The organism is Caulobacter sp. CCG-8, assembly GCF_037402475.1.
GTDB lineage: Bacteria > Pseudomonadota > Alphaproteobacteria > Caulobacterales > Caulobacteraceae > Caulobacter.
Window position 1 is genome coordinate 1 of sequence record NZ_JBBEUD010000036.1, and the last position, 23,106, is coordinate 23,106.

22 protein-coding genes are annotated in these 23,106 nt (G+C 69.3%); 7 read left to right on the forward strand and 15 right to left on the reverse strand.

What is annotated here, in order from left to right; all coding sequences use genetic code 11:
* A partial coding sequence (locus WAE60_RS23235; protein WP_337689098.1) for a Plug domain-containing protein occupies positions 1-2,123 on the reverse strand: 2,123 nt, incomplete at its 3' end.
* 345 nt (positions 2,124-2,468) lie between these two features.
* A complete protein-coding gene (locus WAE60_RS23240) occupies positions 2,469-3,086 on the reverse strand; it encodes a nitroreductase (RefSeq protein ID WP_337689099.1) in 618 nt (205 codons plus the stop codon).
* 76 nt (positions 3,087-3,162) lie between these two features.
* Here WAE60_RS23240 and WAE60_RS23245 point away from each other — a divergent pair, with 76 nt between their 5' ends.
* Both WAE60_RS23245 and cysE read left to right on the forward strand, forming a co-directional pair.
* Complete coding sequence (locus WAE60_RS23245) at positions 3,163-3,771, forward strand: NUDIX hydrolase (RefSeq protein WP_337689100.1); 609 nt, start codon at positions 3,163-3,165, stop codon at positions 3,769-3,771.
* 110 nt (positions 3,772-3,881) lie between these two features.
* On the forward strand, positions 3,882-4,712 hold the full coding sequence (cysE, locus tag WAE60_RS23250) for a serine O-acetyltransferase (protein ID WP_029907395.1): 831 nt from the start codon (positions 3,882-3,884) through the stop codon (positions 4,710-4,712).
* Between the two features lie 179 nt (positions 4,713-4,891).
* On the opposite strand, the gene WAE60_RS23255 is transcribed toward cysE, so the two are convergent.
* Positions 4,892-5,536, reverse strand: a complete 645-nt coding sequence (locus tag WAE60_RS23255; RefSeq protein WP_337689101.1) for a glyoxalase superfamily protein — start codon at positions 5,534-5,536, stop codon at positions 4,892-4,894.
* A 131-nt stretch (positions 5,537-5,667) separates the two neighbouring features.
* Positions 5,668-6,567 carry a hypothetical protein gene (locus WAE60_RS23260; protein WP_029907393.1) on the reverse strand — a complete coding sequence of 300 codons (900 nt, stop codon included), beginning with the start codon at positions 6,565-6,567 and terminating at the stop codon, positions 5,668-5,670.
* Between the two features lie 187 nt (positions 6,568-6,754).
* On the opposite strand from WAE60_RS23260, the gene WAE60_RS23265 reads away from it, so the two are divergent.
* Complete coding sequence (locus WAE60_RS23265) at positions 6,755-7,303, forward strand: PAS domain-containing protein (protein WP_029907392.1); 549 nt, start codon at positions 6,755-6,757, stop codon at positions 7,301-7,303.
* 186 nt (positions 7,304-7,489) lie between these two features.
* Here WAE60_RS23265 and WAE60_RS23270 read toward each other — a convergent pair whose 3' ends face one another.
* From WAE60_RS23270 to WAE60_RS23290, 5 genes are all read right to left on the reverse strand, one after another.
* A complete protein-coding gene (locus WAE60_RS23270; protein ID WP_337689102.1) occupies positions 7,490-8,431 on the reverse strand; it encodes an aldo/keto reductase in 942 nt (313 codons plus the stop codon).
* A gap of 63 nt (positions 8,432-8,494) precedes the next feature.
* Positions 8,495-10,159, reverse strand: a complete 1,665-nt coding sequence (locus WAE60_RS23275; protein WP_337689103.1) for a choline dehydrogenase — start codon at positions 10,157-10,159, stop codon at positions 8,495-8,497.
* Positions 10,160-10,300: 141 nt separating this feature from the next.
* A complete protein-coding gene (locus tag WAE60_RS23280) occupies positions 10,301-11,929 on the reverse strand; it encodes an ABC-F family ATP-binding cassette domain-containing protein (RefSeq protein WP_029907389.1) in 1,629 nt (542 codons plus the stop codon).
* Between the two features lie 154 nt (positions 11,930-12,083).
* The gene (locus tag WAE60_RS23285; protein ID WP_337689104.1) at positions 12,084-14,195 is read right to left on the reverse strand and encodes an ATP-binding protein; all 2,112 of its coding nucleotides are present in this window, start codon (positions 14,193-14,195) and stop codon (positions 12,084-12,086) included.
* Positions 14,196-14,252: 57 nt separating this feature from the next.
* Positions 14,253-14,723, reverse strand: a complete 471-nt coding sequence (locus WAE60_RS23290; RefSeq protein ID WP_337689114.1) for a gamma carbonic anhydrase family protein — start codon at positions 14,721-14,723, stop codon at positions 14,253-14,255.
* A 375-nt stretch (positions 14,724-15,098) separates the two neighbouring features.
* Here WAE60_RS23290 and WAE60_RS23295 point away from each other — a divergent pair, with 375 nt between their 5' ends.
* Both WAE60_RS23295 and WAE60_RS23300 read left to right on the forward strand, forming a co-directional pair.
* Positions 15,099-15,884 carry a PhoH family protein gene (locus WAE60_RS23295; protein ID WP_156035552.1) on the forward strand — a complete coding sequence of 262 codons (786 nt, stop codon included), beginning with the start codon at positions 15,099-15,101 and terminating at the stop codon, positions 15,882-15,884.
* Positions 15,885-16,012: 128 nt separating this feature from the next.
* On the forward strand, positions 16,013-18,001 hold the full coding sequence (locus WAE60_RS23300; protein ID WP_029907385.1) for an oligopeptide transporter, OPT family: 1,989 nt from the start codon (positions 16,013-16,015) through the stop codon (positions 17,999-18,001).
* A 199-nt stretch (positions 18,002-18,200) separates the two neighbouring features.
* On the opposite strand, the gene WAE60_RS23305 is transcribed toward WAE60_RS23300, so the two are convergent.
* Together WAE60_RS23305 and WAE60_RS23310 are read right to left on the reverse strand one after the other, a co-directional pair.
* Positions 18,201-18,884 (reverse strand): GNAT family N-acetyltransferase, encoded by a 684-nt coding sequence (locus WAE60_RS23305; RefSeq protein ID WP_337689105.1) that lies wholly within the window; start codon positions 18,882-18,884, stop codon positions 18,201-18,203.
* Complete coding sequence (locus tag WAE60_RS23310; RefSeq protein WP_337689106.1) at positions 18,881-19,489, reverse strand: TetR/AcrR family transcriptional regulator; 609 nt, start codon at positions 19,487-19,489, stop codon at positions 18,881-18,883. Before WAE60_RS23310 ends, WAE60_RS23305 begins: the two co-directional genes overlap by 4 nt.
* A gap of 108 nt (positions 19,490-19,597) precedes the next feature.
* On the opposite strand from WAE60_RS23310, the gene WAE60_RS23315 reads away from it, so the two are divergent.
* On the forward strand, positions 19,598-20,869 hold the full coding sequence (locus WAE60_RS23315) for an MFS transporter (RefSeq protein WP_337689107.1): 1,272 nt from the start codon (positions 19,598-19,600) through the stop codon (positions 20,867-20,869).
* On the opposite strand, the gene WAE60_RS23320 is transcribed toward WAE60_RS23315, so the two are convergent.
* The 4 genes from WAE60_RS23320 to WAE60_RS23335 form a co-directional block, all read right to left on the reverse strand.
* The gene (locus tag WAE60_RS23320; protein ID WP_337689108.1) at positions 20,866-21,285 is read right to left on the reverse strand and encodes a type II toxin-antitoxin system VapC family toxin; all 420 of its coding nucleotides are present in this window, start codon (positions 21,283-21,285) and stop codon (positions 20,866-20,868) included. The genes WAE60_RS23315 and WAE60_RS23320 overlap by 4 nt on opposite strands.
* On the reverse strand, positions 21,285-21,563 hold the full coding sequence (locus WAE60_RS23325) for a type II toxin-antitoxin system Phd/YefM family antitoxin (protein ID WP_051695082.1): 279 nt from the start codon (positions 21,561-21,563) through the stop codon (positions 21,285-21,287). The genes WAE60_RS23320 and WAE60_RS23325 overlap by 1 nt, the downstream gene beginning before the upstream one ends.
* 70 nt (positions 21,564-21,633) lie before the next feature.
* Entirely contained in the window at positions 21,634-21,840 is a 207-nt protein-coding gene (locus WAE60_RS23330; protein WP_029907379.1) for a DUF3126 family protein, read from the reverse strand.
* A gap of 52 nt (positions 21,841-21,892) precedes the next feature.
* Positions 21,893-22,864 (reverse strand): LysR substrate-binding domain-containing protein, encoded by a 972-nt coding sequence (locus tag WAE60_RS23335; RefSeq protein WP_337689109.1) that lies wholly within the window; start codon positions 22,862-22,864, stop codon positions 21,893-21,895.
* Between the two features lie 71 nt (positions 22,865-22,935).
* Here WAE60_RS23335 and WAE60_RS23340 point away from each other — a divergent pair, with 71 nt between their 5' ends.
* Entirely contained in the window at positions 22,936-23,079 is a 144-nt protein-coding gene (locus WAE60_RS23340) for a hypothetical protein (RefSeq protein ID WP_337689110.1), read from the forward strand.
* The last annotated feature ends 27 nt before the right edge of the window (positions 23,080-23,106 follow it).

Here is a 23,106-nt window from a genome sequence, read left to right on the forward strand (position 1 = left end):
GGGCCGCCGCCGCCGAACTGGAAGCCCGGGCCCCCCGGGCGCGGCTTGCCGAACGGCCGCGACAGGTTGAAGCCCCAGCGGATCTGCTCCTGCTCGGTCTTGGCGTAGTTCACCGGCCGGGCGTCGACCGAGATCAGGTTGCCCTCGGCGTCGCGCACGATGCGGTCGGGGAAGGCCTGCTCGATGTCGGCGGTGATGGCCGGGAAGTTGTTCGTCGAGTCGTCGATCCGGGTGACGGTGTAGTTGGCGTTGATCTGCAGGTTGGTCTTGGCGTCCCTGGGCAGGGGCCGCAGGGTGACGCCCAGCTTCATGACCTGACGGCTGTCGGACAGCAGGTTCGGGTTGCCGCCCTCGATGCGCGTGGCCAGGACGGTGCGGTTGTTCTTGAAGTCGAAGATCGAGACGTTGGGCGTCGACAGGATCGGGTCGTTCAGCTGCGAGGCGCTGGGGGCGCCCTGCTCGTCAGTATAGCCGACAATGACGGTCAGCGGATCGACCGGCGTCCAGTTGAAGCCGCCGCCCAGGGTGGTCAGGCCGCCGAAGTCCGACAGCTGCTCGTACTCGCCGTTGAAGTTGAGCGACAGGTCGCCCAGCAGCGGCAGCACGTCCTTGGCCCTGTTGGCGATCGGCACGCTGACATTGGTCTGCAGGTTGCCGCTCGTGCGCGAGATGTCGCGGTCGATCACCCGGTTGGTCTGGGTCAGGGTGTCGAAGCGGGTGCTTTGCGAGTCCTGGGTCTGGGTGTCGGCGCCGGCCTTGAACGTGGTCGACACGTCGCCGGCCGGAGTGCTGACCGGACGGCCGACGAACACCACCTCGGCGTTGGCCGTGTCGGAGGTCGAGTGGGCGGTGTCGGGCGAAACCCGGGCCAGCAGCTGCGAGGGGATGTTGCCCCAGGGGCTCAGCGTGGGGTCGTCGGCGTTCAGGCCGGCCTGGAAGGCCGAGGCGTCCAGGCCGCGTCCGGTGGTGGTGTCGCTGGTCGAGTGCACATAGCCGCCGGTGACGCTCCAGCGCCATTCCTTGATCCGCCCGTTGGCGGCCGCCTGCACCGTGGCCTTCTGGCTGTCGACCTTGCGGGTCATGGCCATGTAGTCGTCGACGAACCGGTAGAGCTGGACGTCCTGGGTGAACGGCGAATAGGGGTTGCCATCCGGCACGACCAGGCGGACGCCCGGCAGGCCCAGATAGGTCAGGGTGGTGTTGTCCTCGAACGAGCCGCTGATGGTGGCCATCGCGGTCTTGCCCAGCGGACGGGTCACCGCGCCGGTCAGCGAGGCGGCGGTGTTCTTCGGGGCCAGGCTGCGCCAGGACTTCAGGTCGTCGATCGCCGGGACGCCGGCGTTTGTGGCGAAGTCGGCCAGGCTGGGCGTGGTGACCGCCGCCGAGGCGGGCACCGGGGCCACGGTGACGTCGCTGCCGACCAGGGCGGACAGGGCCGGGTCGATCGGCTGGCCGTTGAACCCGGTGACGTTGCCGGTCAGGTCGTAGGGCGAGCCCGACGGCGTGCGCACGACGTCGCGGTCGGTCTCGAACAGCGGGCTGTCGTGGCTGATCTTGCCGTTGAACAGCCAGCGCTGGTCGCCCTGGACGCGGAACAGGGTGCTCTGCAGGTCGGCGGAGGTGCGGTCCCCGGCCGTGGCGGCCTTCACGCCGGCCTCGTTGGTCAGGGCGCGGAAGCGGCGACGCAGGACGATGTTCACCACCCGCTGGTCGGCGCGGTAGCCGTAGGTCAGCGACACTTCCTCGGGCAGGATCTCGAAGCGCTCGATGGCTTCGGGCGGGATGTCGCGGATCTCCTGCATGCCCGAGATGCGGCGACCGTTGATCAGCATGACCGGCTGGCCGTCGCCGCGCGTGCTGCGCAGCTGCGGTTCCAGGAACGCCATCAGCTCGGAGATGCTGCCGGCGCCGTAGGCGCGGATCTGGGCGGGGTTCAGCGTCAGCTCGGGCTTGATGTCGCCTTCGACCGAGCCGCGCGGCTTGCCGGCGACCACCTCGACGGCGTCGACTTCGGACGCGTACGGATCGGCCTGGGCCGCCTGCTGCGGCGTCTGCTGGACCTGCGCGACCGGCTCCTGCTGCGCGGGCGCGGCCTCAGGCGCGCCTTCGAGAGCGGCGGACATGCCGAGAATTAGAAGAGAGAGCGTCATAAACCCCGTCGGCCGAAAAGTTTTGGTCGGCGTGTAAGTACGCAGACGTCGTCGAGCTGGGCCTTATGCAACTCAAGGCCAACTGACAAGTTACCGATGCTTAAGGTCGAATTGATGCAAGACTGTTACATAAAATGTCGCAGCTGATGCACGGCGAACCTTGCGGTTCGCAAGTCCCACGGCATGGGACTAGAGACTAGTCGGGCGGCCGTTCTGCGCTTTTAGTGGTCATTTTGCGCATGAGCGGCCTTCATGAAGGCGCCCGACCGATGCCGAAACGCAACAGGGCCAAGGCTGGAAGTTGGGCCGGAAGGGAGCTCAGTCGGCGGACCATTCGGTGGTGATCGCCGCCACGTCGGGCCGCACGCGCTCCTGCGGGGATTCGGTCGACCTCCCCAGATAGAGGAAGCCGGCCACCAGCTCGTCCTCGGCCAGGCCCAGGACGGCCTTGGCGCGCGGGTCGTAGGAATACCAGTCGGTGATCCAGTTGGCGCCCCAGCCCATGGCGGCGGCGGCCAGCAGCATCTGCTGGCAGACGGCCGAGGCGCTCTGGCGCTGCTCCCATTCGGGAATCTCGCCGGGGATGTGGCGCGAGATCACCGCCACGGCGACCGGCGGGCGGGTCAGCTTGCGCAGGGCGGCGTTGGCCTTGACCGGATTGGCCTGGCTGTCGGCCAGGGCAGTGATCTTCGCGGCGAAGGCGTCCTTGGCCGCGCCGCGCAGGATCACGAACCGCCAGGGCGACAGCTTGCCGTGGTCGGGCACGCGGGCGGCCAGGCGCAGCAGGTCGGTCAGCTGGGCGTCGTCCGGGCCCGGCGCGGTCAGGCTCATGGCCGAGGCCGAGCGCCGCTTGGCCAGGAAGTCCAGCACCGCCTGCGACGGCTCGATCGGCAGCTCTTGGCCGAATTGCGGGGCAGGGGGGACAGAACCGGTCAAGACGACCTCCAGAAAGCAGGCTAAGGCAGCACACCTATGGCCGGGCCTCGGCCGCCACAAGTCGCGAGCCGTTCGCATGACCGATAAACCAGCCTGGCTGAAGGCGCACGGGGCGCCGTGGACCGTGACACGCGAAACGATCGTCTACGACAATCCTTGGATCACCCTGACCGAGTACCAGACGATCGCGCCGACCGGGCGGCCCGCCCTCTACGGCAAGGTCGGGTTCAAGAACCGGGCGATCGGCGTCGTGCCGCTGCATGCCGACGGCACGGTGACCCTGGTGGGGCAGAACCGCTTTCCCCGGGCCAACTACAGCTGGGAAATCCCCGAGGGCGGCTCGCCGCTGGACGAGGATCCGCTGGACGGCGCCAAGCGTGAACTGGCCGAGGAGGTCGGGCTGGAGGCCGCCGACTGGCGCCTGATCCTGACCATGGAGCTGTCCAATTCGATCACCGACGAGTTCTGCCACGGCTATCTGGCCCTGGACCTGACGCCCACGGCGACCGCGCCGGACGAGACCGAGGACCTGGCGATCGTCCGCGTGCCGTTCGGCGAGGCGCTGGACGCGGCGGTGTCCGGCCACATGCCGGACTCCTTGACGGTGGCTTTACTGCTTCGCGTGCACCATATGGCGGTGAAGGGCGAGCTTCCGGAGGGCCTGGCGCGACTTGTGCTGGCCTAGGCGCGTTCCTAAATGGCGAACGGTTCGACGGCTTGACCGTTGAATCCAAAGGACGTCTGGAGCATTTCTCAAAAAGATGCTCTATGGCGGCGTGGGCGAGGGAGAACCCGGTGGCCAAGCATCTCGAGGTCGTGACGCAGGAAACGACGCCGCCCGTGTGGGCCGCGCTGCGCAACCAGGCCGAACACGCCGCCAAGGCCGAGCCGGCCCTGGCCTCGCTGCTGAACGCCGTGATCCTCAGCCACGACAACCTGGCCGACGCCCTGACCTTCCAGCTGGCGCGCAAGCTGGGCGACCAGGAGATGCGGGCCATGACCGCCCGCGAGTTCGCCGCCGACGCCTTCGAGAGCGATCCGTCGCTGGTCGCCGCCGCCGAGGCCGACCTCGTGGCGGTGTTCGAGCGCGACCCGGCCACAAAGGGCTATGTCCAGCCGTTCCTGTTCTTCAAGGGCTTCCTGGCCCTGCAGACCCACCGCGTGTCGCACTGGCTGTGGAGCCAGGGCCGCGAGACCCTGGCCTTCTACCTTCAGAGCCGGGCCAGCGAGGTCTTCCAGGTCGACATCAATCCCGCCGCCCGCATCGGCAAGGGCGTGTTCATCGACCACGGCACCGGCATCGTCATCGGCGAGACGGCGGTGGTCGGCGACGACGTCTCGATGCTGCACGGCGTGACCCTGGGCGGCACCGGCGCCGAGCGCGGCGACCGCCACCCCAAGATCGGCCGCGGCGTGCTGCTGGGCGCCGGCTCCAAGGTGCTGGGCAACATCGAGATCGGCGAATACGCCAAGATCGCCTCGGGCTCGGTGGTGCTCAAGCCCGTGCCGCCGCACTGCACGGCCGCCGGCGTCCCCGCCCGGATCGTCAATTGCCCCACCTGCGAAGAGCCGGCCCGGACGATGGACCATACGCTGGCCGACGTGGTCTACGACTACGTGATCTGAGGGTTCTCGGCTCCGCCGAACGATACGCTGGGGATCGGTTCCGAACCAAAGGTTGTCATCCCGGAAGCCCCGCAGGGGCTGTCCGGGACCCAGGGGACTGGGCTGATGCTTTGCGGTTCACCTGGGTCCCGGACAAGCGCTGCGCGCTTTCCGGGATGACAACGAATGAGTGAAGCGGGTCAGCCCCGCCCGCGCTTCGCCAGCTCCACCTGCACCAGGGCGTGGATATCGATCCCGTAGATCGTCAGGCCCTCGATATTGGCGTCCTCGATGGCGACGCCGCTCAGGTTGACGTTGGTGAACCGCGCCTGGCGCAGGTTCACGTTCGAGAACAGGGCGGCGGACAGGTTGACGTCGTCGAAGGTCGCGCCGGGAAGGGCGGTGTCATGGAACACCGCGCCGGTCAGGTTCCGGCGCTCGAAGCGCGCGGGGGCCTCTTGAGCGCCGCCGATCGGCTGGCCCACGTCGATCCGGTTGCCGTCGAGGTCGGCGAACACGAAGGCTCGCAGGCCATAGTCCTTGTCGGCCAGCGACTTGATGATCCGCACGCCCGCCGCCACGCAGACCGCGTGCAGGGCGTCGACGTCGTCGACGATCAGGTGGGCCACGTTGGTGGTCGAGGCCTTGTGGTCCCTGACCAGGCTCAGGTGCAGTTCGGCCCGATCCTTCTCCAGGATCACGAAGCCGACGGGGTCGCCGTTCTCGAACGTCTTCTTGAAGCCCAGGACGTTGCCATAGAAGGCGAGGGCCTTTTCGATGTCGCGAACGAAGATCCCCGGCGCGGCGCGGCCGAAGGTGATGTCAGAAAGGGTCTTGGAGGTCATCGCACACGGTTTCCCGAAGCGAGCAGGGGCGGCGGTGCGCGTGCTCAGGTGCGGAGCGGTGTCCGAAGCCGAAATCTGCCACAGGCGGGCGCGTCATTGAACCCTCTCTCAAAGAGAGAGGGGAATATCGTCTAGTACACGACCCCGCCGACGCCGCCGTCCAGGCTGAGGCTCATGCCCGAGCTCTGCTGCTCGCGCACCGTCTCCTCGCGCTCGGCGGTGTACTTCTCGGTGATCAGCATGGTCAGCACCTTCACGCCGGCGCCGTAGCGGCGCAGCAGCGAGCGCTCGTTGCAGTCGCGGGCCGGCTTCTGGGGCCGGCAGGCCACCGAGCCGCCCTGGGCCCCTGGCGAGAAGTACAGGGCGTCGTTCTTGCCGCAGACATAGGTCTCGCCGCTGAAGTTGCTCTGGTCCAGACTCTCGCCGACCACGTACTGCATGCGCGAGCCGGCGATGCAGCGATAGAGCTCGCCGTCGTAGCCGTTGTCGATCTCGCGGTCGGGCGTGACCTGCGAGGCGGGGTGGGGCACGTCGCGGTCGTCCAGGCAGACGGCGCGGATGACCACGCGCTTGTAGCGGGTGCGGGTGGCCTCGTAGGACGCGCGGCGGCGCATTTCGCCGCCCTCGACGTTCAGGCCCTGGATGTAGCCGGTCGAGACCGGGCCGGAATAGTAGCCGCCGTGCGTGCCGCCGCCGTAATAGACGGTCGAGCCCGCCGAGGCGCCCGCGCCCGCGCCGGCCCCCGCGCCGGCCGAGGCCGTGCTGGTCGCCGAGGCGCTGGCGTTGACGACGACCGAGCCGCCGACGTGGATGTTGATGCCGGGGACATAGACGTTGTGGCCGCCGCCGCAGGTGTTGCAGCTGGGCGGGGTCGGCGGACGCGGCGGAGCCGGCGGCGGGCTGCAGCAGGGCGGCGGCGTCGGCGTGCAGCTGCCGCACTGGGCGTAGGCGACCCCGCCCAGCACCAGCACGCCCACGAAGGCGGCCAGGCTGATCCACAGCTTGGACAAGGTCATTTTCGGCGCCTGCATCGGCCTTTTCCCTTCACAACACCCCGACGTGCCGCGTGGCGCAAAGCCAAGCAAGAACCACGCCATGCCCGCCGTCCGACCGGGGAACTGTCCCAGGACGGCACGGTCCGAGGGCTGGCACGGTTCTCCTTGCAAGCCCGGTGCGGTCGAAAAGGGGACCGCGAGTGAGCCCGCGAGGGGAACGACGATGTTCCATCCAAGCACGGAACGATTGATAGACTATTGGCGTAGCAGGGCCGTTAACGACGGCGTGCCCGCGCGAGCCAGCGTCAATCCGGGCGATTTCCTCGATCTGCTGCCCCAGGTGTTCATCCTCGGGCGCGACGCCAAGGGCCGCTATCCGGTGCGGCTGGCGGGCGGCTTCGTCACCGATCTGCACGCCCGCGACCTGCGCGGCGAGGACGCCCTGGGCTTCTGGGCCCTGTCCCACCGCCTGGAGGTCAAGTCGGCCCTGGAGGTCGCGCGTCGCCGCGGTGAGCCGGTCGTCATCACGGCCGACATCCGTTCGATCGGGGCGCCCTCGGTGGGCATGGAGGTGCTGCTGGCCCCGATGGTCGGGGTCGACGGCCAGACCGACCGCTTCCTGGGCCTCTATCAGCCCATCGCCATGATCCAGCGCCTGATGGGCCGCCCGGCCTCGGAGCTGGGCGTCCGCAAGATCCAGAGCCTGGGCCCGGCCAACGAGGAGTCGCCGCGCCTGCGCCTGGCGACCCTGCACGGTCGCCGGATCGCCTAGGGGCGAGAGACATCACGAGCTTTTCCGTGCCGGGGGGGACGGAAAGGACGGCGCGCCGGGGGGACGTGCCGGTGATGGGAAGGGGGCGCCGCAGGGCGACCCCTTCCCATTGGGGTTTGCAAAAAATCCGCTCATTCCGGCGAATGCCGGGATGCGCGACTATGGGGTTGGAATAAAGGCGCCAGGTCACTCCGCCGCGTTCAACGCCTCAACCACCTCGGCCGGCAGTTTCAGCCGGGCCGCGGCCATCAGTTCGTCCAGCTGCGCGACGCTGGTGGCGCTGGCGATCGGGGCGGTGATCGCCGGATGGGCCATGATCCAGGCCAGGGCCGCCTGGGCCGGCGAGGCCGACACCGCCTTGGCCGCCGCGTCCAGCGCCGCCAGGACCCGCCTGCCCTTGTCGTTCCAGTAGTCGCGCAGGATGGTCCGCGAGCGGGCCTTGCCCTCCAGGTCGGCGTCGGTGCGGTACTTGCCGGTCAGGAAGCCGGCGGCCAGGCCGTAATAGGGGATGATCCCCAGGCCCTCGCGCGCCGTCAGGGCCGCCAGTTCGCCCTCGACCTGGTCGCGGTCGAAGAGGTTGAACTTGGGCTGGATGGTCTCGTAGCGGGTCAGGCCCTGGGCGGCGCTGGTCGCCAGGCTCTCGCCCAGCCGCGCGGGGGTGAAGTTCGACGCGCCGACCGCCCGCACCTTGCCGGCCTTCACCAGCCGGTCGAAGGCCTCCAGCGTCTCGTCGATCGGGGTGTCGGCGTCGTCCTGGTGCGACTGATAGAGGTCGATGTAGTCGGTCTGCAGCCGCTTCAGCGAGCCCTCGACCGCCGAGACGATGTTGGCCGCCGACAGGCCCGGCTGGGCCGGCCACATGGCCACCTTGGTCAGGATCAGCACCTTGTCCCGCTTGCCGCCTGCCTTCAGCCAGCGGCCGATCACGCTTTCGGACTCCCCGCCCGTGTGGCCCGGGACCCAGGCCGAATAGACGTCGGCGGTGTCGATCGCGTTGAAGCCGCCATCGACGAAGGCGTCGAGCAGGGCGTGCGAGGTGGCCTCGTCGGCGGTCCAGCCGAAGACGTTGCCGCCGAACACCAGCGGCGCGGTGGACAGGCCCGAGCGGCCCAAGGGACGTTGGTTCATGTGGAGCCTCTTAGCGGGGGCGGGGACACGCGCATGCGCGTGTCCCCCATCGTAGCACGACGCTTAGGCCGCCGCCGCCCGGCCGTCCTCGAACACCGGCGCGTCGATCGGCGCCAGGGTCGCCTTGCCCCGGATCAGGTCGGACGCGCGCTCGGCGATCATGATGGTCGGGGCGTTGGTGTTGCCGCCGATCAGGGTGGGCATGACCGAGGCGTCGATCACCCGCAGGCCCGAAAGTCCCTGCACGCGCAGCTGGTCGTCGACGACCGCCAGCGGATCGCCGGCCGCGCCCATCCGGCAGGTGCCGACCGGGTGGTAGATGGTCTCGGCCTTGGCCCGCACCCAGGCGTCGATCTCGGCGTCGGTCTTCACCCCGGCGCCCGGCGCGTACTCGGCCTCGCGATAGGGATCGAAGGCGGCCTGGGCCACCACGTCGCGGGCGATCTTCACGCCCTCGCGCACGGCCCGACGGTCTTCCTCGGTCGCCAGGTAGTTGGCCAGGATGGTCGGGTCGTCGAACGGGTCGGCCGAGCGCAGGCCCACCTTTCCGCGACTCTCCGGGCGCAGCTGGCAGACGTGCAGGGTGAAGCCGTCCTTCTCGACCTGGACCTTGCCATGGTCCTGCATGATCGCCAGCACGCCGTGGATCTGCAGGTCGGGCCGGTCGAGGTCGGGACGCGACTTGAGGAACGCGCCGCTCTCCAGGAACTGCTGCCGGCCCAGGCCCTTGCCCAGCAGCATGTAGGACAGGCCCGTGCTCAGCTTCTTCAGGCCCTTGTTGGCCGAATAGGCGGTCTGCAGGTTCTTGGTCGTCCACGACAGGCAGACGTCCAGGTGGTCCTGCAGATTGGCGCCGACGCCCTTGCTCTCATGGACGACCGCGACGCCCTGGGCCTTCAGGTCGTCCGGGGCGCCGATGCCCGACAGCTGCAGGATGTGCGGCGACTGCACGGCTCCGGCGCTGAGCAGCACCTCGGCGTCGGCATGGGCCAAGACGCGCTCGGGGCTGGCCCCGACCACGTACTCGACGCCGATCGCCTTGCCCTTCTCGACCAGGATGCGGGTCGTGCGGGCCTCGGTCACGCAGGTCAGGTTCGGCCGGGTCAGGGCGGCCGTCAGATAGGCCGCCGCCGCGCTCCAGCGCTTGCCGTCGCGGATGGTCAGGTCGTAGGGACCGAAGCCCTCCTGGCGATAACCGTTGAAGTCCTTGGTCACCGCGTGGCCCGCCTGGCGGCCGGCCTCGATCAGGGTCGGATAGAACGGGCTCTTGGATTCGCCGTGCGAGACGTGCAGCGGGCCCGCGTCGCCGTGATAGGCGTCGCCGCCGCCGTGGTGGCTTTCCGAGCGCTTGAAGTAGGGCAGGACCTCCGCATAGGACCAGCCCGCCAGTCCCATCTGCCGCCACTGGTCGTAGTCGCGCGCATGGCCGCGGATGTAGATCATGCCGTTGATGGCCGAGCTGCCGCCCAGGCCCTTGCCGCGCGGCCACCACAGCTTGCGGTCATTGAGGTGAGGCTCGGCCTCGGTCCAGAAGCCCCAGTTCTGGTCGCCCTTGGCCTTGATCAGCTCGCCGACGCCGGCGGGCATCTTGACCAGGATCGAGGTGTTCTTGCCGCCGGCCTCCAGCAGCAGGACCTTGACGTTGGGGTCCTCGGTCAGCCGCGCGGCCAGGACGCAGCCGGCCGAACCGGCGCCGATGATGACGTAGTCGTAGCGCGTGCTGGCCATGGCCCGACGTCGCCTCCCTGGAATGTTATCGTTGTTAAGCCAGAGAGTGACGCGGGTTTTGACGGCGGGCAAGGGGGACGCGGGGGAAGGCGCCCGCGCCGGGAGCCGACCCGTCCGGTCCGGCTCCCGGCGGCGAGGCCGCTAGCCGCCCGGGTGCAGCCCCGGCGCTTCCTGACCCGTGCGGGCGACATATTCGGTATAGCCGCCGCCGTACTGATGGACGCCCTCGGGCGTCAGCTCCAGCACGCGGTTGCTCAGGGCCGCCAGGAAGTGGCGGTCGTGCGAGACGAAGAGCATGGTGCCCTCGAAGTCGGCCAAGGCCGCGACCAGCATCTCCTTGGTCGTCATGTCCAGGTGGTTGGTCGGCTCGTCCAGCACCAGCAGGTTCGGCGGATCGAACAGCATCTTGGCCATGACCAGGCGCGCCTTCTCGCCGCCGGACAGGACGCGGCAGGGCTTTTCGACGTCGTCGCCGGAGAAGCCGAAGCACCCCGCCAGGGTGCGCAGCGCGCCCTGGCCGGCCTGCGGGAACGAGCGCTCCAGCGACTCGAAGATCGTCTCTTCGCCGTCCAGCAGGTCCATGGAGTGCTGGGCGAAGTAACCCATCCTGACGCTGGCGCCGATATTGACCGTGCCCTGGTCGGGCTTGGTGTCGCCGGCCACCAGCTTCAGCAGGGTCGACTTGCCGGCGCCGTTGGCGCCCAGCACGCACCAGCGTTCTTTGCGGCGCACCAGGAAATCCAGGCCCTCATAGATCGACTGGGCGCCGTAGCCCTTGTGGACGTCGCGCAGGTTGATCACGTCCTCGCCCGACCGCGGCGGGCTCTGGAACTCGAACTGCACCGTCTGGCGGCGGCGCGGGGCCTCGACGCGTTCGATCTTGTCGAGCTTCTTGACCCGGCTCTGGACCTGGGCGGCGTGCGAGGCGCGCGCCTTGAACTTCTCGATGAACTTGATTTCCTTGGCCAGCATGGCCTGCTGACGCTCGTACTGCGCCTGGCGCTGCTGTTCGGTGAGCGCGCGCTGCTGGTCGTAGAAGTCCAGATCGCCCGAATAGGTGATCAGTTGGCCGGCGTCGATCTCGACCACCTTGCCGATGATGCGGTTCATGAAGGCGCGGTCGTGCGAGGTCATCAGCAGCGCGCCGTCGTAGTTCTTCAGGAAGGCCTCCAGCCAGATCAGGCTTTCCAGGTCCAGGTGGTTGGACGGTTCGTCCAGCAGCATGCCGTCGGGCCGCATCAGCAGGATGCGGGCCAGGGCCACGCGCATCTTCCAGCCGCCGGACAGCAGGCCGACGTCGCCGTCCATGCGCTCCTCGCTGAAGCTCAGGCCGGCCAGGACCTCGCGCGCCCGCGCTTCCAGCGCATAGCCGTCCAGTTCCTGGAAGCGCTCCAGCACCTCGCCATAGCGTTCCATGACGGCGTCCAGCTGGTCGGCCTGGTCCGGATCGACCATGGCCGCCTCCAGCGTCGCCATTTCGGCGGCCAGGGCGCTGACCGGGCCGACGCCGTCCATCACCGCGGCGACCGCGCTCTGGCCCGACATCTCGCCGACATCCTGGCTGAAATAGCCGATCTTCATGCCCGGATCGATCGTGACCAGCCCGTCGTCGGGCTGTTCCTGGCCGGTGATCATGCGGAACAGCGTGGTCTTGCCGGCGCCGTTCGGGCCGACGAGGCCGACCTTCTCACCCTTCTGGATGCCCATCGAGGCTTCGATGAACAGAATCTGGTGGCCGTTTTGCTTGGAGATGTTGTCGAGGCGGATCATGGGGCGGTCTGCTAACGCGGGCGGAAGCAGAACGCCAGCCTTGGAGCCGCACCAATTCCAGGCGCGATGATTGGGCGCACCGCCCCGGGGCCGGATGGGCGTCCGAGGCGGAGCCGTTCGCCAGATGAGTCAGGCCTAGAAAAGCGGCGCCGCCTCAGCCCTCGCCGACACGCGCCCGGCCTTCCGGCTTCCGCTCTCCCGCCAGCGCCCGTCCCACCGCCGCCAGCAGGTCCTCGCGCCGGATCGGCTTGGCCACGTGGTCGTCCATGCCCGCCGCCCGGCACCGCGCGATCTGTTCGGGCAGGACGTCGGCGCTCAGGGCCACGATGGGCACGACACCGGGCGGACCGGGCAGGGCGCGGATGGCGCGGGCGGCGGCCAGGCCGTCCATGCCGGGCATGTGGACGTCCATCAGGATCAGGTCGAAGCCGCCCAGGCCGGCGGCCTCCAGGGCCTGGGCCCCGTCCTCGGCGGTGGAAACGTCGCAGCCGGCCAGGGTCAGCAGGGCGTGGCCCAGCTCGCGGTTCATCGGATGGTCGTCGACCAGCAGCACCCGGGCCGGACGAGGCGGCTCCGGCTCGGCCGCCGGCGCGGCGAGGGCGGGGGCGGGCTTGGCCGCGACCTGGGCCGACAGGGTCACCCAGAACCGCGAACCGGCGCCCGGGGCGCTGTCGACGCCGATCTCGCCGCCCATCTGGGTGACCAGAGCCTTGCTGATCGCCAGACCCAGGCCCGCGCCGCCGTAGCTGCGGCTGATGGAGCTGTCGGCCTGGCTGAAGCGGCGGAAGAGGCGGGCCTGGACGTCGGGGGCGATGCCGATGCCGGTGTCGGCGACCTCGAACCGCAGATCGCCCGGCGCGGGGCCGAGGGTCAGGCGGGCCGCGACCCGGCCCTGGGCGGTGAACTTCAGCGCGTTGGCCAGCAGGTTCAGCAGCACCTGGCGCAGGCGGGTCTCGTCCAGGGCCAGCAGGGCGGTTTCGTCGCCGTCGCCCGTGGTTTCGACGTCCACGGCCAGGGCCAGCCCCTTGGCCTGGGCGGCGGGGGCGATGATGGCGACGGCGTCGCGCAGCAGGGCGGCGGGCGAGGCGGGCTCGGGCCGCAGGTCCAGCCGGCCGGCCTCGACCTTGGCGAAGTCCAGCAGGTCGCCGACGATCTCGGCCAGCGAGCGCCCGGCGCGCTCCACCAGCTCCAGGCGACGGCGGCTCTCGGCCGACAGGCCGGGATCGTCGCCGACCAGGCCGGCGAAGCCGAGGATGCTGTTGAGCGGGGTGCGGATCTCGTGGCTGATCGTGGCCAGGAAGTCGCTCTTGGCCTGGTTGGCGGCCTGGGCCTTGGCCTGGGCGGCGCGGGCGGTGGCCTGGCGGCGGACCAGCAGGGCCTGGAGGCGGGCCTGGCGGCTGAGGGCCAGGGCGGCGGCCAGGCAGACGGCGTAGAGCACCAGGTGGAAGATCTGGGCCTGCCGCAGCAGGGGCACGGCGGCCGCGGGGTCCATTCCGGTCTTGTACAGGATCGCCGGGATGGTCGCGGCCAGGGAGCCGGTCACCAGCACGGCCGCCGCGCGCGGTCCGCCGCGGAACACCGCCAGCAGGGCCGGGGCGAACAGCAGCACCTGCAGGGCGGTGTCGGCGGTGAACACGGTCACGGCGGTGACCAGCACCAGCATCAGGACCAGCAGCGATTCCGACAGGCTGACGCGGAAGCTGTCGCGGTGACGGCGGTCGAACAGGATCAGCAGGGTGGGCAGGGCGATGGCCACGCCCAGCACGTTGGAGGTGGTCCATTCGCTCCAGGCGCGCCAGAACGGGCCGTGGAAGCTCAGCGACAGTAGGCCGTTGACGACGACCGAGCTGATCGCGGTGAAGCCGGTCGAGGCGGCCATCAGGGCCAGGAAGCCGCGCATCGAGCGCACGCGGATCGGCAGTCGCGTCAGGCGCAGGACCGCCGCGGTCGCCGCGGTCTGCAGGATGTCGAGCGCCGTGATGGTCAGCACGAACCGGGGCGAGTCGCCGACCGCCAGCTCCATGGCCACGTGCACGACGGCCGTCAGGCCCAGCAGGGCCAGGCCCTGCCGGCGGCTGAGCAGCAGCAGGCCGCCGATCAGCACGGCGTTGGCGGTCCAGATGGTGGGGATGCGCTGGGCGGCGCCGGCCAGGAACAGGCTGTAGGCCATGCACCCGGCGTAGGCGAGCGTCAGGACCGCCAGGCGTCGATGCGCCGGATTCCACACTCGTCTCGGGCTGGCCGCCATGCGCTGTCCCCACGCCATGGCCCGACCATGCTCCTAAACCGTCGGTATTTTATTAAGTCGGGTGCCCGACGGACCTCAGTCGATCCGCGTCAGCTCCGCCCGATAGCGCTTCCAGTTCTCGACATAGTGCAGGGCCGAGGCCTGGAGGATCGCCGCGTGGCCCTCGCCGATCTCGCGGACCACCTTGCCGGGCGCGCCCATGACCATCGAGTTGTCGGGGATTTCCTTGCCCTCGGTGATCAGGGCCCCGGCGCCGATTAGGCAGTTCTTCCCGATCTTCGCGCCGTTCAGGATGATCGAGCCGATGCCGATCAGCGATCCGTCGCCGATCGTGCAGCCGTGAAGCATGACCATGTGGCCGATTGTCACGTTCGCGCCGATGGTCAGCGGGCTGCCGATGTCGGTGTGCAGTACTGAGCCGTCCTGGACGTTGCTGTTCTCGCCGATATCAATGGGATCGTTGTCTCCGCGAACTATTGCGCCCCACCAGACGCTGGAGTTCTTCCGCATGATGACGTTTCCCATCACCGAGGCACTGGGCGCGATCCAATATTCGCCTTCCGGCGGCAGCGAAGGATTTGTGGCGCCCAAGGAATAGACAGTCATCCGTACACCTCGTGTTCTAAAATCGAGCAAGGGCTTAACGGCTCATAAACCATGCTCGCCCCATTGTATTTGTGCGATTCGAGGGGGAACACTCCCACATCGGGAGTCATTCTTCTCGTATCCGAGCCGCGCTCGATCGCCGAACGCGGCCTCCCGGTAACGGAGACCTTGGGTGTCGGTTTTGGGGTTTGGGCGTTCATCACCGCCTTCGGGGGCAAGCTCCGAACCGCCCGGCCGCGCTCGCGTCTTCGTTTCTCTCCTCCCCACCTGCTCCAAGGACGTCGCCCTTCGGCCACGTCCTTTTTTCATGCCTGAATGGAGGCTTACATGACCAAGCGAGCTCTCAAGCGGATGGTGCGCGAAGGCGCGAATGATGCTGGCCGTTACGACGACGACGCCAAGGTGCGCCGCCTGCCGGTGGAGCATCGCCACGCTTGGTCGCCGCTGGGCAATCCAGGGCATGAGGACCGGGACCAGAGTTACCTCAAAACGATCAAACCCAAATCGCCCGGTCAGGCGGGCCTGATCGAGGCGATCGACAGCAAGAACCTGATCATGGCCCTGGGCCCGGCCGGCACCGGCAAGACCTACATCGCCATCGCCAAGGCCGTGGAGGCTCTGGAGGCCGGCAAGGTCGGCCGCATCGTGCTGTCGCGCCCCGCCGTCGAGGCCGGCGAGTCGATCGGCTACCTGCCGGGCGACATGGAGGACAAGCTGGCCCCGTATCTGCGCCCGCTCTACGACGCGCTCAGCGACCGCCTGTCGGTCAAGCGCATGCGGGCCCTGATGGCCGAGGGCGCCATCGAGATCGCCCCGGTCGGCTTCATGCGCGGCCGCACGCTGAACAACGCCTTCGTGGTGATCGACGAGGCCCAGAACTGCACCTACATGCAGCTGAAGATGCTGCTGACCCGCCTGGGCTGGAACTCGACCATGGTGGTCACGGGCGACCCGAACCAGTCGGACCTGCTGCCGGGCATCTCGGGCCTGGCCGAGGTGTCGGCCAAGTTCGAGCCGGTCGAGAACATCGCGGTGGTCCGCCTGGCCGACCGCGACATCGTCCGCCATCCGCTGGTCGCGGAAATGCTGGGCGTGCTCTGAACCTGTTCCCTGAAAAGGGATTTCAAGGGTAACGCCAGCCCGCAAAACGCGAAAATGCGGAACAAGGCTTGAGTTTGGGGCGGTCGGACGTGCAAGGTCCGGCCGCCTTAACTGTTTTGGGACCCTTCATGACGTCCGACGCCGCCGCGACTCCCCGATCGGAGATCACCCTCCGAGGGGTCCTTCTCGGGATCGCCATCACCCTGGTCTTCACCGCCGCCCAGGTCTATCTGGGCCTGAAGGTGGGCCTGACCTTCGCCACCTCGATCCCCGCCGCGGTCATCTCGATGGCCCTGCTGCGCGCCTTCAAGACCGCGACGATCCAGGAAAACAACATCGTCCAGACCATCGCCTCGGCGGCGGGCACCCTGTCGTCGGTGATCTTCGTGCTGCCCGGCCTGCTGATGATCGGCTGGTGGGCCCACGTGCCGTTCCTGACCACCTTCGGCGCCTGCCTGGTCGGCGGGGTGCTGGGGGTGATGTACACCATCCCCCTGCGCCGGGCCCTGGTCACCAATTCCGACCTGCCCTACCCGGAAGGCGTCGCCGCCGCCGAGGTGCTGAAGGTCGGCACCGGCTCGCGCGCGGGCGCCGCCGAAGGGCAGAAGGGCCTGGTCGCCGTGGTGCTGGGCACCGTCGCCTCGGCCCTGTTCGCCGCCCTGGCCGCCGCCAAGATCTTCGCGGCCGAGGTCGCGGGCTACTTCAAGGCCGGGGCCGGCGCGACCGGCCTGGGCGCCTCCAGCTCGCTGGCCCTGATGGGCGCGGGCCACCTGATGGGCATCACCGTCGGCGTCGCCATGTTCGCCGGCCTGGCCATCGCCTGGGGCGTGCTGGTGCCGGTCATGACCAGCCTGCACCCCATGCCCGACGTCGACGTCGCCAAGCACGCCCTGACCGTCTGGAAGACCGAGGTGCGGTTCATGGGCGCGGGCGTCATCGGCGCCGCCGCCATCTGGACCCTGGGCAAGCTGGCCCTGCCGATCTGGTCGGGCCTGGTCTCGGCCTTCGAGGCCAACAAGGTCCGCAAGTCGGGCGGCGGCGACATCCCCCGCACCGAGCAGGACATCCCGATCGGCATCGTCGGCGTCGTCTCGCTGGTCCTGCTGGCCCCGGCCGGCTGGTTCCTGGCCCACTTCCTGACCGGCGGCCCGATCACCAGCCTGGCCGCGCCGCTGGTGGCCATCGGCATCGGCTATGTCCTGGTGGCCGGCCTGCTGGCCGCCGCCGTCTGCGGCTACATGGCCGGCCTGATCGGCTCGTCCAACAGCCCGGTCTCGGGCATCGCCATCCTGACCGTGCTGGGCGCCTCGCTGATGGTCGGCATCGTCGGCCGCGGCGTGATCGGCCCGGACATCGCCAAGGCCCTGGTCGCCTACGCCCTCTACGTCACCACCATGGTGCTGGCCGTGGCCGTGGTCGCCAACGACAACCTGCAGGACCTGAAGACCGGCCAGCTGGTCGACGCCACGCCGTGGAAGCAGCAGGTGGCCCTGATCATCGGCGTCGTCGCCGGCGCCATCGTCATCCCCTTCGTGCTGGAGCTGCTGAACCAGTCGAACGGCTTCTCGGGCGCGGCCAACCTGTCGACCGTGGCCGGCGCCAAGCCGCTGGACGCGCCGCAGGCGACCCTGATCTCGACCCTGGCCAAGGGCGTGATCGGCCATGACCTGAACTGGAGCCTGCTGGGCTACGGCGCCCTGATCGGCGTGGGCCTGGTCATCATCGACATCGTCCTGCGCCGCGCCAGCAACGGCCGCTTCAGCCTGCCGCCCCTGGGCGTGGGCCTGGCCATCTACCTGCCCAGCGCCGTGACCGCCCCGGTCGTGGTCGGCGCGGTGATCGGCTGGGTCTACGACAAGCTGGTCGACAAGGACCGCAACGGCGAGGCCGCCAAGCGCCTGGGCGTGCTGATCGCCTCGGGTTTCATCGTCGGCGAGAGCCTGTTCAACGTGGCCCTGGCCGGCCTGATCGTCGCCACCCAGAAGCCCGGCCCGCTGGAAGTGCCCTTCGCGCCCTCCGAGCACCTGGGCATGATCTTCGCCCTGGTCGCCGCAGCGGTCGTGGTGTTCGCGCTGTACGGCTGGGCGCGGAAATCGGCGGAGCAGATCGAGGCGTGATCGCGCCGATCTAGGCGGACAAGGGACCCGGAGGGCGAGCGCCTTCCGGGTCCTTTTGTTTGTTCAATGCTCCGCTCATCCCGGCGAATGCCGGGACCCAGATGGAATGGCGGTGTGGCTGAGGCCAAGAGCGCCGAGCCTATCCAGTCAGCTTCTCAGTTCTCGGATCTGGGTCCCGGCATTCGCCGGGATGAGCGGATTATAGGGGAGCCAGCACCGTCAGCACCTGCTCGCACCGGAACCGGAAGCCCAGCGCCTCGTACAGGGCGATGGCGCCCTTGTTGTCGGCGTAGCTGTGCAGGAACGGGGTCTCGCCGCGTTCGACCATCTTGCCGGCCACGTGCAGCATCAGCGTCGCGGCGTAGCCCTTGCCGCGATGATCGGGGTGGGCGCAGACGCCGCTGACCTCGGTGAAGCCGTCGGGCCGCATGCGCTCGCCGGCCATGGCCACCAGCCGGCCGTCCACCTTCACCCCGACGAACCCGCCCAACTCGTGGGTGCGCGAGAAGAACGGGCCGGGCGCGGTCAGGGTGGCCAGGGCCAGCATCTCCGGCGCGTCGGCGTCGGTCAGGGGCAGGATGTCGAAGGGCGCGGGCTTGGGCGCGGCCAGTTTCTCGGCGACCATCTGCCAGCACAGGGCGCTCTTGACGACCGTGGTCCCCGGGACTGGCGGCGGATCGAACCGCTCGACCAGCCCGACCTCGCCGCCATGGGCGCGGACCAGCCGGCCCAGGGCCTCCAGGCTCCCGGCCGCGTCGTCCGCCGTCGCCGCGAACAGGCCGAAGTCCGGATGCACCCGCAGGGCGGCCCCGTCGCGCAGCGCCAGATGCGACTGACGGCCCGTGAAGGCGGACCAGACAGGGCGGTCGAGGGGATGGCTCATCCTTGCTCACTTGGGGAGCAATACGCCCCGATCAACGCCTTCACCGCCCCGACCACGGCCAAGGCGGGCTTGTCGTCGTCGTCGAACATCTGGCTGGAGGTGAACACCCCCTCGACCAGCAGCATCATGGCGTCGCCCAGGGCGGCGGGGTCGGACGCGCCCATCTCGGCGGCCTTGGCCCGCAGCCGCGCGCGCAGGTCCTGCTTGTGGACCTGGGCCACCGCCCGGCCGGCGTGATCGCGGTCCGGATACTCGACCACGGCGTTGCTGAGCGCGCAGCCGCGATAGTCCGCGCCGCCCGACCGCGCCGCCAGGCCTTCGAAGAAGGCCACCATCTGGGCCTTGGGATCGTCGGGGAACGCCGTCTCGGCCGCGTCGAAGCGACCCCAGAACCCGACCTCGACCTCGCGCAGCACGGCGGCCACCAGATCGTCCTTGGACTTGAAGCCGCGATAGAGGCTGGGCTTGGTCACCCCGGCCCGGGTGACGATCTCGTCCACGCCCACGGCGCGGATGCCCTCGCGATAGAACAGGTCCCGCGCGGTCTCGAAGATGCGCTCGGCGGCGCGCGCCCCCGGACCGTAGGGGTGCTCGGACCCTTCCAAGGATTTTTGGGCGGAGGTTTTTTCGTCGAATTTCGTCATGGTGCTTGACGATGTTACTTACCGGTACGTATGCAAGGCGACAAGCCCCGTACCGATCGGTTACATCGCATGCAGATTCTTCGTCGCACCCTCGGAAACCGCTACGCCTTCGTCGTGGCCGCCGCGACCTTCCTGGCCCTGCTGTCGGCCGCCGGCCTCCGCGCCGCGCCCGGCGTACTGATCCTGCCGCTGGAGAAGGCCTTCCACTGGGACCGTGGCTCGATCTCCCTGGCCGCCGGGATCGGCATCTTCCTCTACGGCCTGACCGGACCGTTCGCGGCGGCGCTGATGCAGTCGTTCGGCGTGCGGCGCACGATCAGCCTGGCCCTGCTGCTGATGGCGGTGTCCACCGGGTTGTCGGCCTTCATGACCCAGAGCTGGCAGTACGTGGCCACCTGGGGCGTGATGGCGGGCGTCGGCAGCGGGGCGGTGGCCATGGTGCTGGGCGCGACCATCGTCAATCGCTGGTTCGTCCAGCGGCGCGGCCTGATGCTGGGCCTGCTGACGGCGGCCACGGCGACCGGCTCGCTGATCTTCCTGCCGGCCATGGCCTGGATCGCCGACCACGGCGGCTGGCGGCCGGTGGTGCTGACCGTGGCCGCGGTCGCCGCGATCATGGCCCCGATCTGCTGGCTGCTGATCCCCGAAAGCCCCGACGCCATCGGCCAGCGCCCGTTCGGCGCGCCCGACGACTGGACCCCGCCGCCCAAGGGCTCGGCGTCCAACGCCCTGGCCGCCGCCTTCGGCGCCCTGCACCGGGCCAGCAAGACCCGCACCTTCTGGCTGCTGTTCGGCGGCTTCTTCATCTGCGGCCTGACCACCAACGGCCTGATCGGCGTGCACATGATCGCCTTCTGCGGCGACCGGGGCCTGCCCGAGGTCAAGGCCGCGGGTCTGCTGGCGCTGATGGGGCTGTTCGACCTGTTCGGCACCACGGCCTCGGGCTGGCTGACCGACCGCTACGATCCGCGCAAGCTGCTGTTCGTCTACTACGCCCTGCGCGGGCTCTCGCTGATCTACCTGCCGTTCTCGGACTTCTCGCTGATGAGCCTGTCGGTCTTCGCGGTGTTCTACGGCCTGGACTGGATCGCCACGGTGCCGCCGACCGTGCGCCTGGCCACCGAGGCGTTCGGCGACCGCGACGGGCCCATCGTGTTCGGCTGGATCGGGGCGGGCCACCAGCTGGGCGCGGCGACGGCAGCGATCGGCGCGGGCGTGATCCGCGCGCAGCAGGGGCAGTACATGGAGGCGTTCGTCATCGCCGGCGTCGCGGGACTGTTGGCGGCGGGGGCGTCGCTGATGGTGCGTCGGGGGATGGTCGCGGAGGCGACCGCCGCCTAATCCGCGTCCCACGGATTGAACACCGGCCCGCCCCAGGCTTCGAAGTCACGGACGTTACGAGTCACCAGGGTGAGGCCGTGGACCTCCGCCGTAGCGGCGATGAACGCGTCGTTCGCGGGCATGGCCCGCCGATCGTTCTCGGCCGAACGGCGGAGGCGCGCTTGCGCCATGGCGACCTGCGCGTCGACGGGCAGCATGCGTTCGCCGAAATCGACGATCACGCTGCCGAGCCAATGGCGCAGGCTGTCGGCTTTTCGGCCCGCGGGAAGTCTTTCGATGCCGTAGTTCGCCTCGGCCAGGCTGATGACGCTGGCGAACAGCGTCGAACGGGATTGCGCACCCAGCCATCGGGTCACCGAGAGATGCGGCGTCAGCTTGGTGGAATCCGACAGGACGTTCGTGTCGAGCAGAAACATCAGAACTCGATCACCCGCCCCGGATCCGGGTCACGGGTGAACAGTCGCGCGTGTTCTTCGTCGCTGAGAACGCGGTAGCGAGGATCGAGCCAGCTGGGGGGCGGCTTGGCGGTGTTGGCTTCCGCCTCGCTGAGCCGTCGGTAGTCCTCCGCCGAGAGGACGACGGCGGCGTCCTTGCCGTTCTTGGTCAGGTGTTGAGGGCCCTGGGTCTTGGCCCGTTCGACCACTTCGCTCAGCTTGGCCTTCGCGTCGGCCAGACTCCAGGTTCCATCGGGCATGACGCCCTCCAATGACCACTTCGACCGAAAGATAGTCAAAGTGGTCATTTTCGCCAAGCGGCGGAGAAGCCTATTCCAGGTCTTCGGCCAGGATCGCCATCTCGAACATGAACGAGCCGTCTTCGTCTTCGTCCTGGAAGATGACGCCGATGAATTCGCCCTTCACCTCGACCTCGGCCGAGTCCTTCTGCTTGGGACGGGCCTTCAGGGCGATGTGCGGGTTGCCGAAGGTGCGCTTCAGATGGGCTTCGAGCTTGGTGATCGTGCCGGCGTCCATGACGGGCTCCTGATATCGATGGGGCGCGCGGGGCGCGGGGGATCGGCGGAAACTAGAGGGCCGGACGCGAAAGTGTAAGGGCTTTTGCTCCGGCGCGCTCGACCAGCTGTTGAGAACCCGGCCGCGAGCCGGGCGGGGGCGGCGTCGCCGCGCCCTCGGCGACCAGCCAGTCGCGGAACCGGCGCGCGGCGCGGGTGGCCTTGCCCCTGGGCGTCAGGGCGCAGACCTGGGCTTGGCCGGGGATCATGCCCAGCGGCGCGACCAGGCGCCCGGAGACCAGGTCGGTCTCGGCGAAGGCCCAGGGACTGAGCGCCACGCCCAGGCCGGCGGCGGCGGCCTCCAGCATGTAGAAATAGTGGTCGAACTCGCGGTTCACGGCGGCCGGCGGCAGGACGACCTTCGCCGCGGCCTCCCATTCGGTCCAGCTCTCCAGGAAGGTGCGGGTGTGCAGGCGGGGCAGGCGGGCCAGGCTCTCCGGAGCCTCGATCTGGGCGGCCAAGGCGGGGGCGGCCACCGGCCCGACATAGTGCTTGAGGAACGGCGTGACGTCGGCGTCCGGCGAGGGCGGGGCATCGGGCAGGCGCATGCGGATCGCCAGGTCCACGCCGTCGGCGCGGAAGTCGAACGGGCCGTTGGACTCCACGATCCGCGCCTGGATGTCGGGATGGGCGGCGACGAAGCCGGGCAGGCGCGGGATCAGCCACTTCATGGCGAAGGTCGGCAGGCACGAGACCACCAGCGCCCCGTCGCCCGCGCCGGCGGGCTGGGGCAGGGCGGCCTCGATCTGGTCCAGCGCCTGGGTCAGGGCCTGGGCCAGGGTCAGGCCGGCCTCGGTCAGGGTCAGGCGGTTGCGCGGTCCCTCGGTCAGGGCCACGCCCAGTTGGTCTTCCAGCTGGCGGATCTGGCGGCTGATCGCCCCGTGGGTGACGCACAGCTCGTCGGCCGCCAGGGTCATCCGGCCGCGCCGGCCGAACGCCTCGAAGGCGCGCAGGGCGTTGAGCGGCGGGAGCGAGCGGGCGGCCATGTGACGAAACCTCACAGATGTCCGCTGATAAGTCGTTATCCGAGGAAGGGCAACCGTCGGATAACGCCGCCATGAAACCGCCCAGGCCCTATCCCGTCACCCCCGTCGAATGGCTGGCCGTGCTGGCGATCTGGGCGCTGGTGGCCTACGGGACGCTCGCCCATCCGTCGATCCAGGCCCGGCAGGATCCGATCCGCCTGATCGCCTGCCGGTAAATCTCTCAGCTCCGCTCATCCCGGCGA

Coding starts and splice junctions, on each gene's coding strand:
- WAE60_RS23245 (WP_337689100.1), top strand. CDS start 3,163: ATGACCGATAAACCAGCCTGGCTGAAGGCGCACGGGGCGCCGTGGACC.
- WAE60_RS23255 (WP_337689101.1), bottom strand. CDS start 5,536: ATGACCTCCAAGACCCTTTCTGACATCACCTTCGGCCGCGCCGCGCCG.
- WAE60_RS23260 (WP_029907393.1), bottom strand. CDS start 6,567: ATGCAGGCGCCGAAAATGACCTTGTCCAAGCTGTGGATCAGCCTGGCC.
- WAE60_RS23265 (WP_029907392.1), top strand. CDS start 6,755: ATGTTCCATCCAAGCACGGAACGATTGATAGACTATTGGCGTAGCAGG.
- WAE60_RS23270 (WP_337689102.1), bottom strand. CDS start 8,431: ATGAACCAACGTCCCTTGGGCCGCTCGGGCCTGTCCACCGCGCCGCTG.
- WAE60_RS23275 (WP_337689103.1), bottom strand. CDS start 10,159: ATGGCCAGCACGCGCTACGACTACGTCATCATCGGCGCCGGTTCGGCC.
- WAE60_RS23280 (WP_029907389.1), bottom strand. CDS start 11,929: ATGATCCGCCTCGACAACATCTCCAAGCAAAACGGCCACCAGATTCTG.
- WAE60_RS23285 (WP_337689104.1), bottom strand. CDS start 14,195: ATGGCGTGGGGACAGCGCATGGCGGCCAGCCCGAGACGAGTGTGGAAT.
- WAE60_RS23295 (WP_156035552.1), top strand. CDS start 15,099: ATGGAGGCTTACATGACCAAGCGAGCTCTCAAGCGGATGGTGCGCGAA.
- WAE60_RS23300 (WP_029907385.1), top strand. CDS start 16,013: ATGACGTCCGACGCCGCCGCGACTCCCCGATCGGAGATCACCCTCCGA.
- WAE60_RS23305 (WP_337689105.1), bottom strand. CDS start 18,884: ATGAGCCATCCCCTCGACCGCCCTGTCTGGTCCGCCTTCACGGGCCGT.
- WAE60_RS23315 (WP_337689107.1), top strand. CDS start 19,598: ATGCAGATTCTTCGTCGCACCCTCGGAAACCGCTACGCCTTCGTCGTG.
- WAE60_RS23320 (WP_337689108.1), bottom strand. CDS start 21,285: ATGTTTCTGCTCGACACGAACGTCCTGTCGGATTCCACCAAGCTGACG.
- WAE60_RS23325 (WP_051695082.1), bottom strand. CDS start 21,563: ATGCCCGATGGAACCTGGAGTCTGGCCGACGCGAAGGCCAAGCTGAGC.
- WAE60_RS23330 (WP_029907379.1), bottom strand. CDS start 21,840: ATGGACGCCGGCACGATCACCAAGCTCGAAGCCCATCTGAAGCGCACC.
- WAE60_RS23335 (WP_337689109.1), bottom strand. CDS start 22,864: ATGGCCGCCCGCTCGCTCCCGCCGCTCAACGCCCTGCGCGCCTTCGAG.
- WAE60_RS23340 (WP_337689110.1), top strand. CDS start 22,936: ATGAAACCGCCCAGGCCCTATCCCGTCACCCCCGTCGAATGGCTGGCC.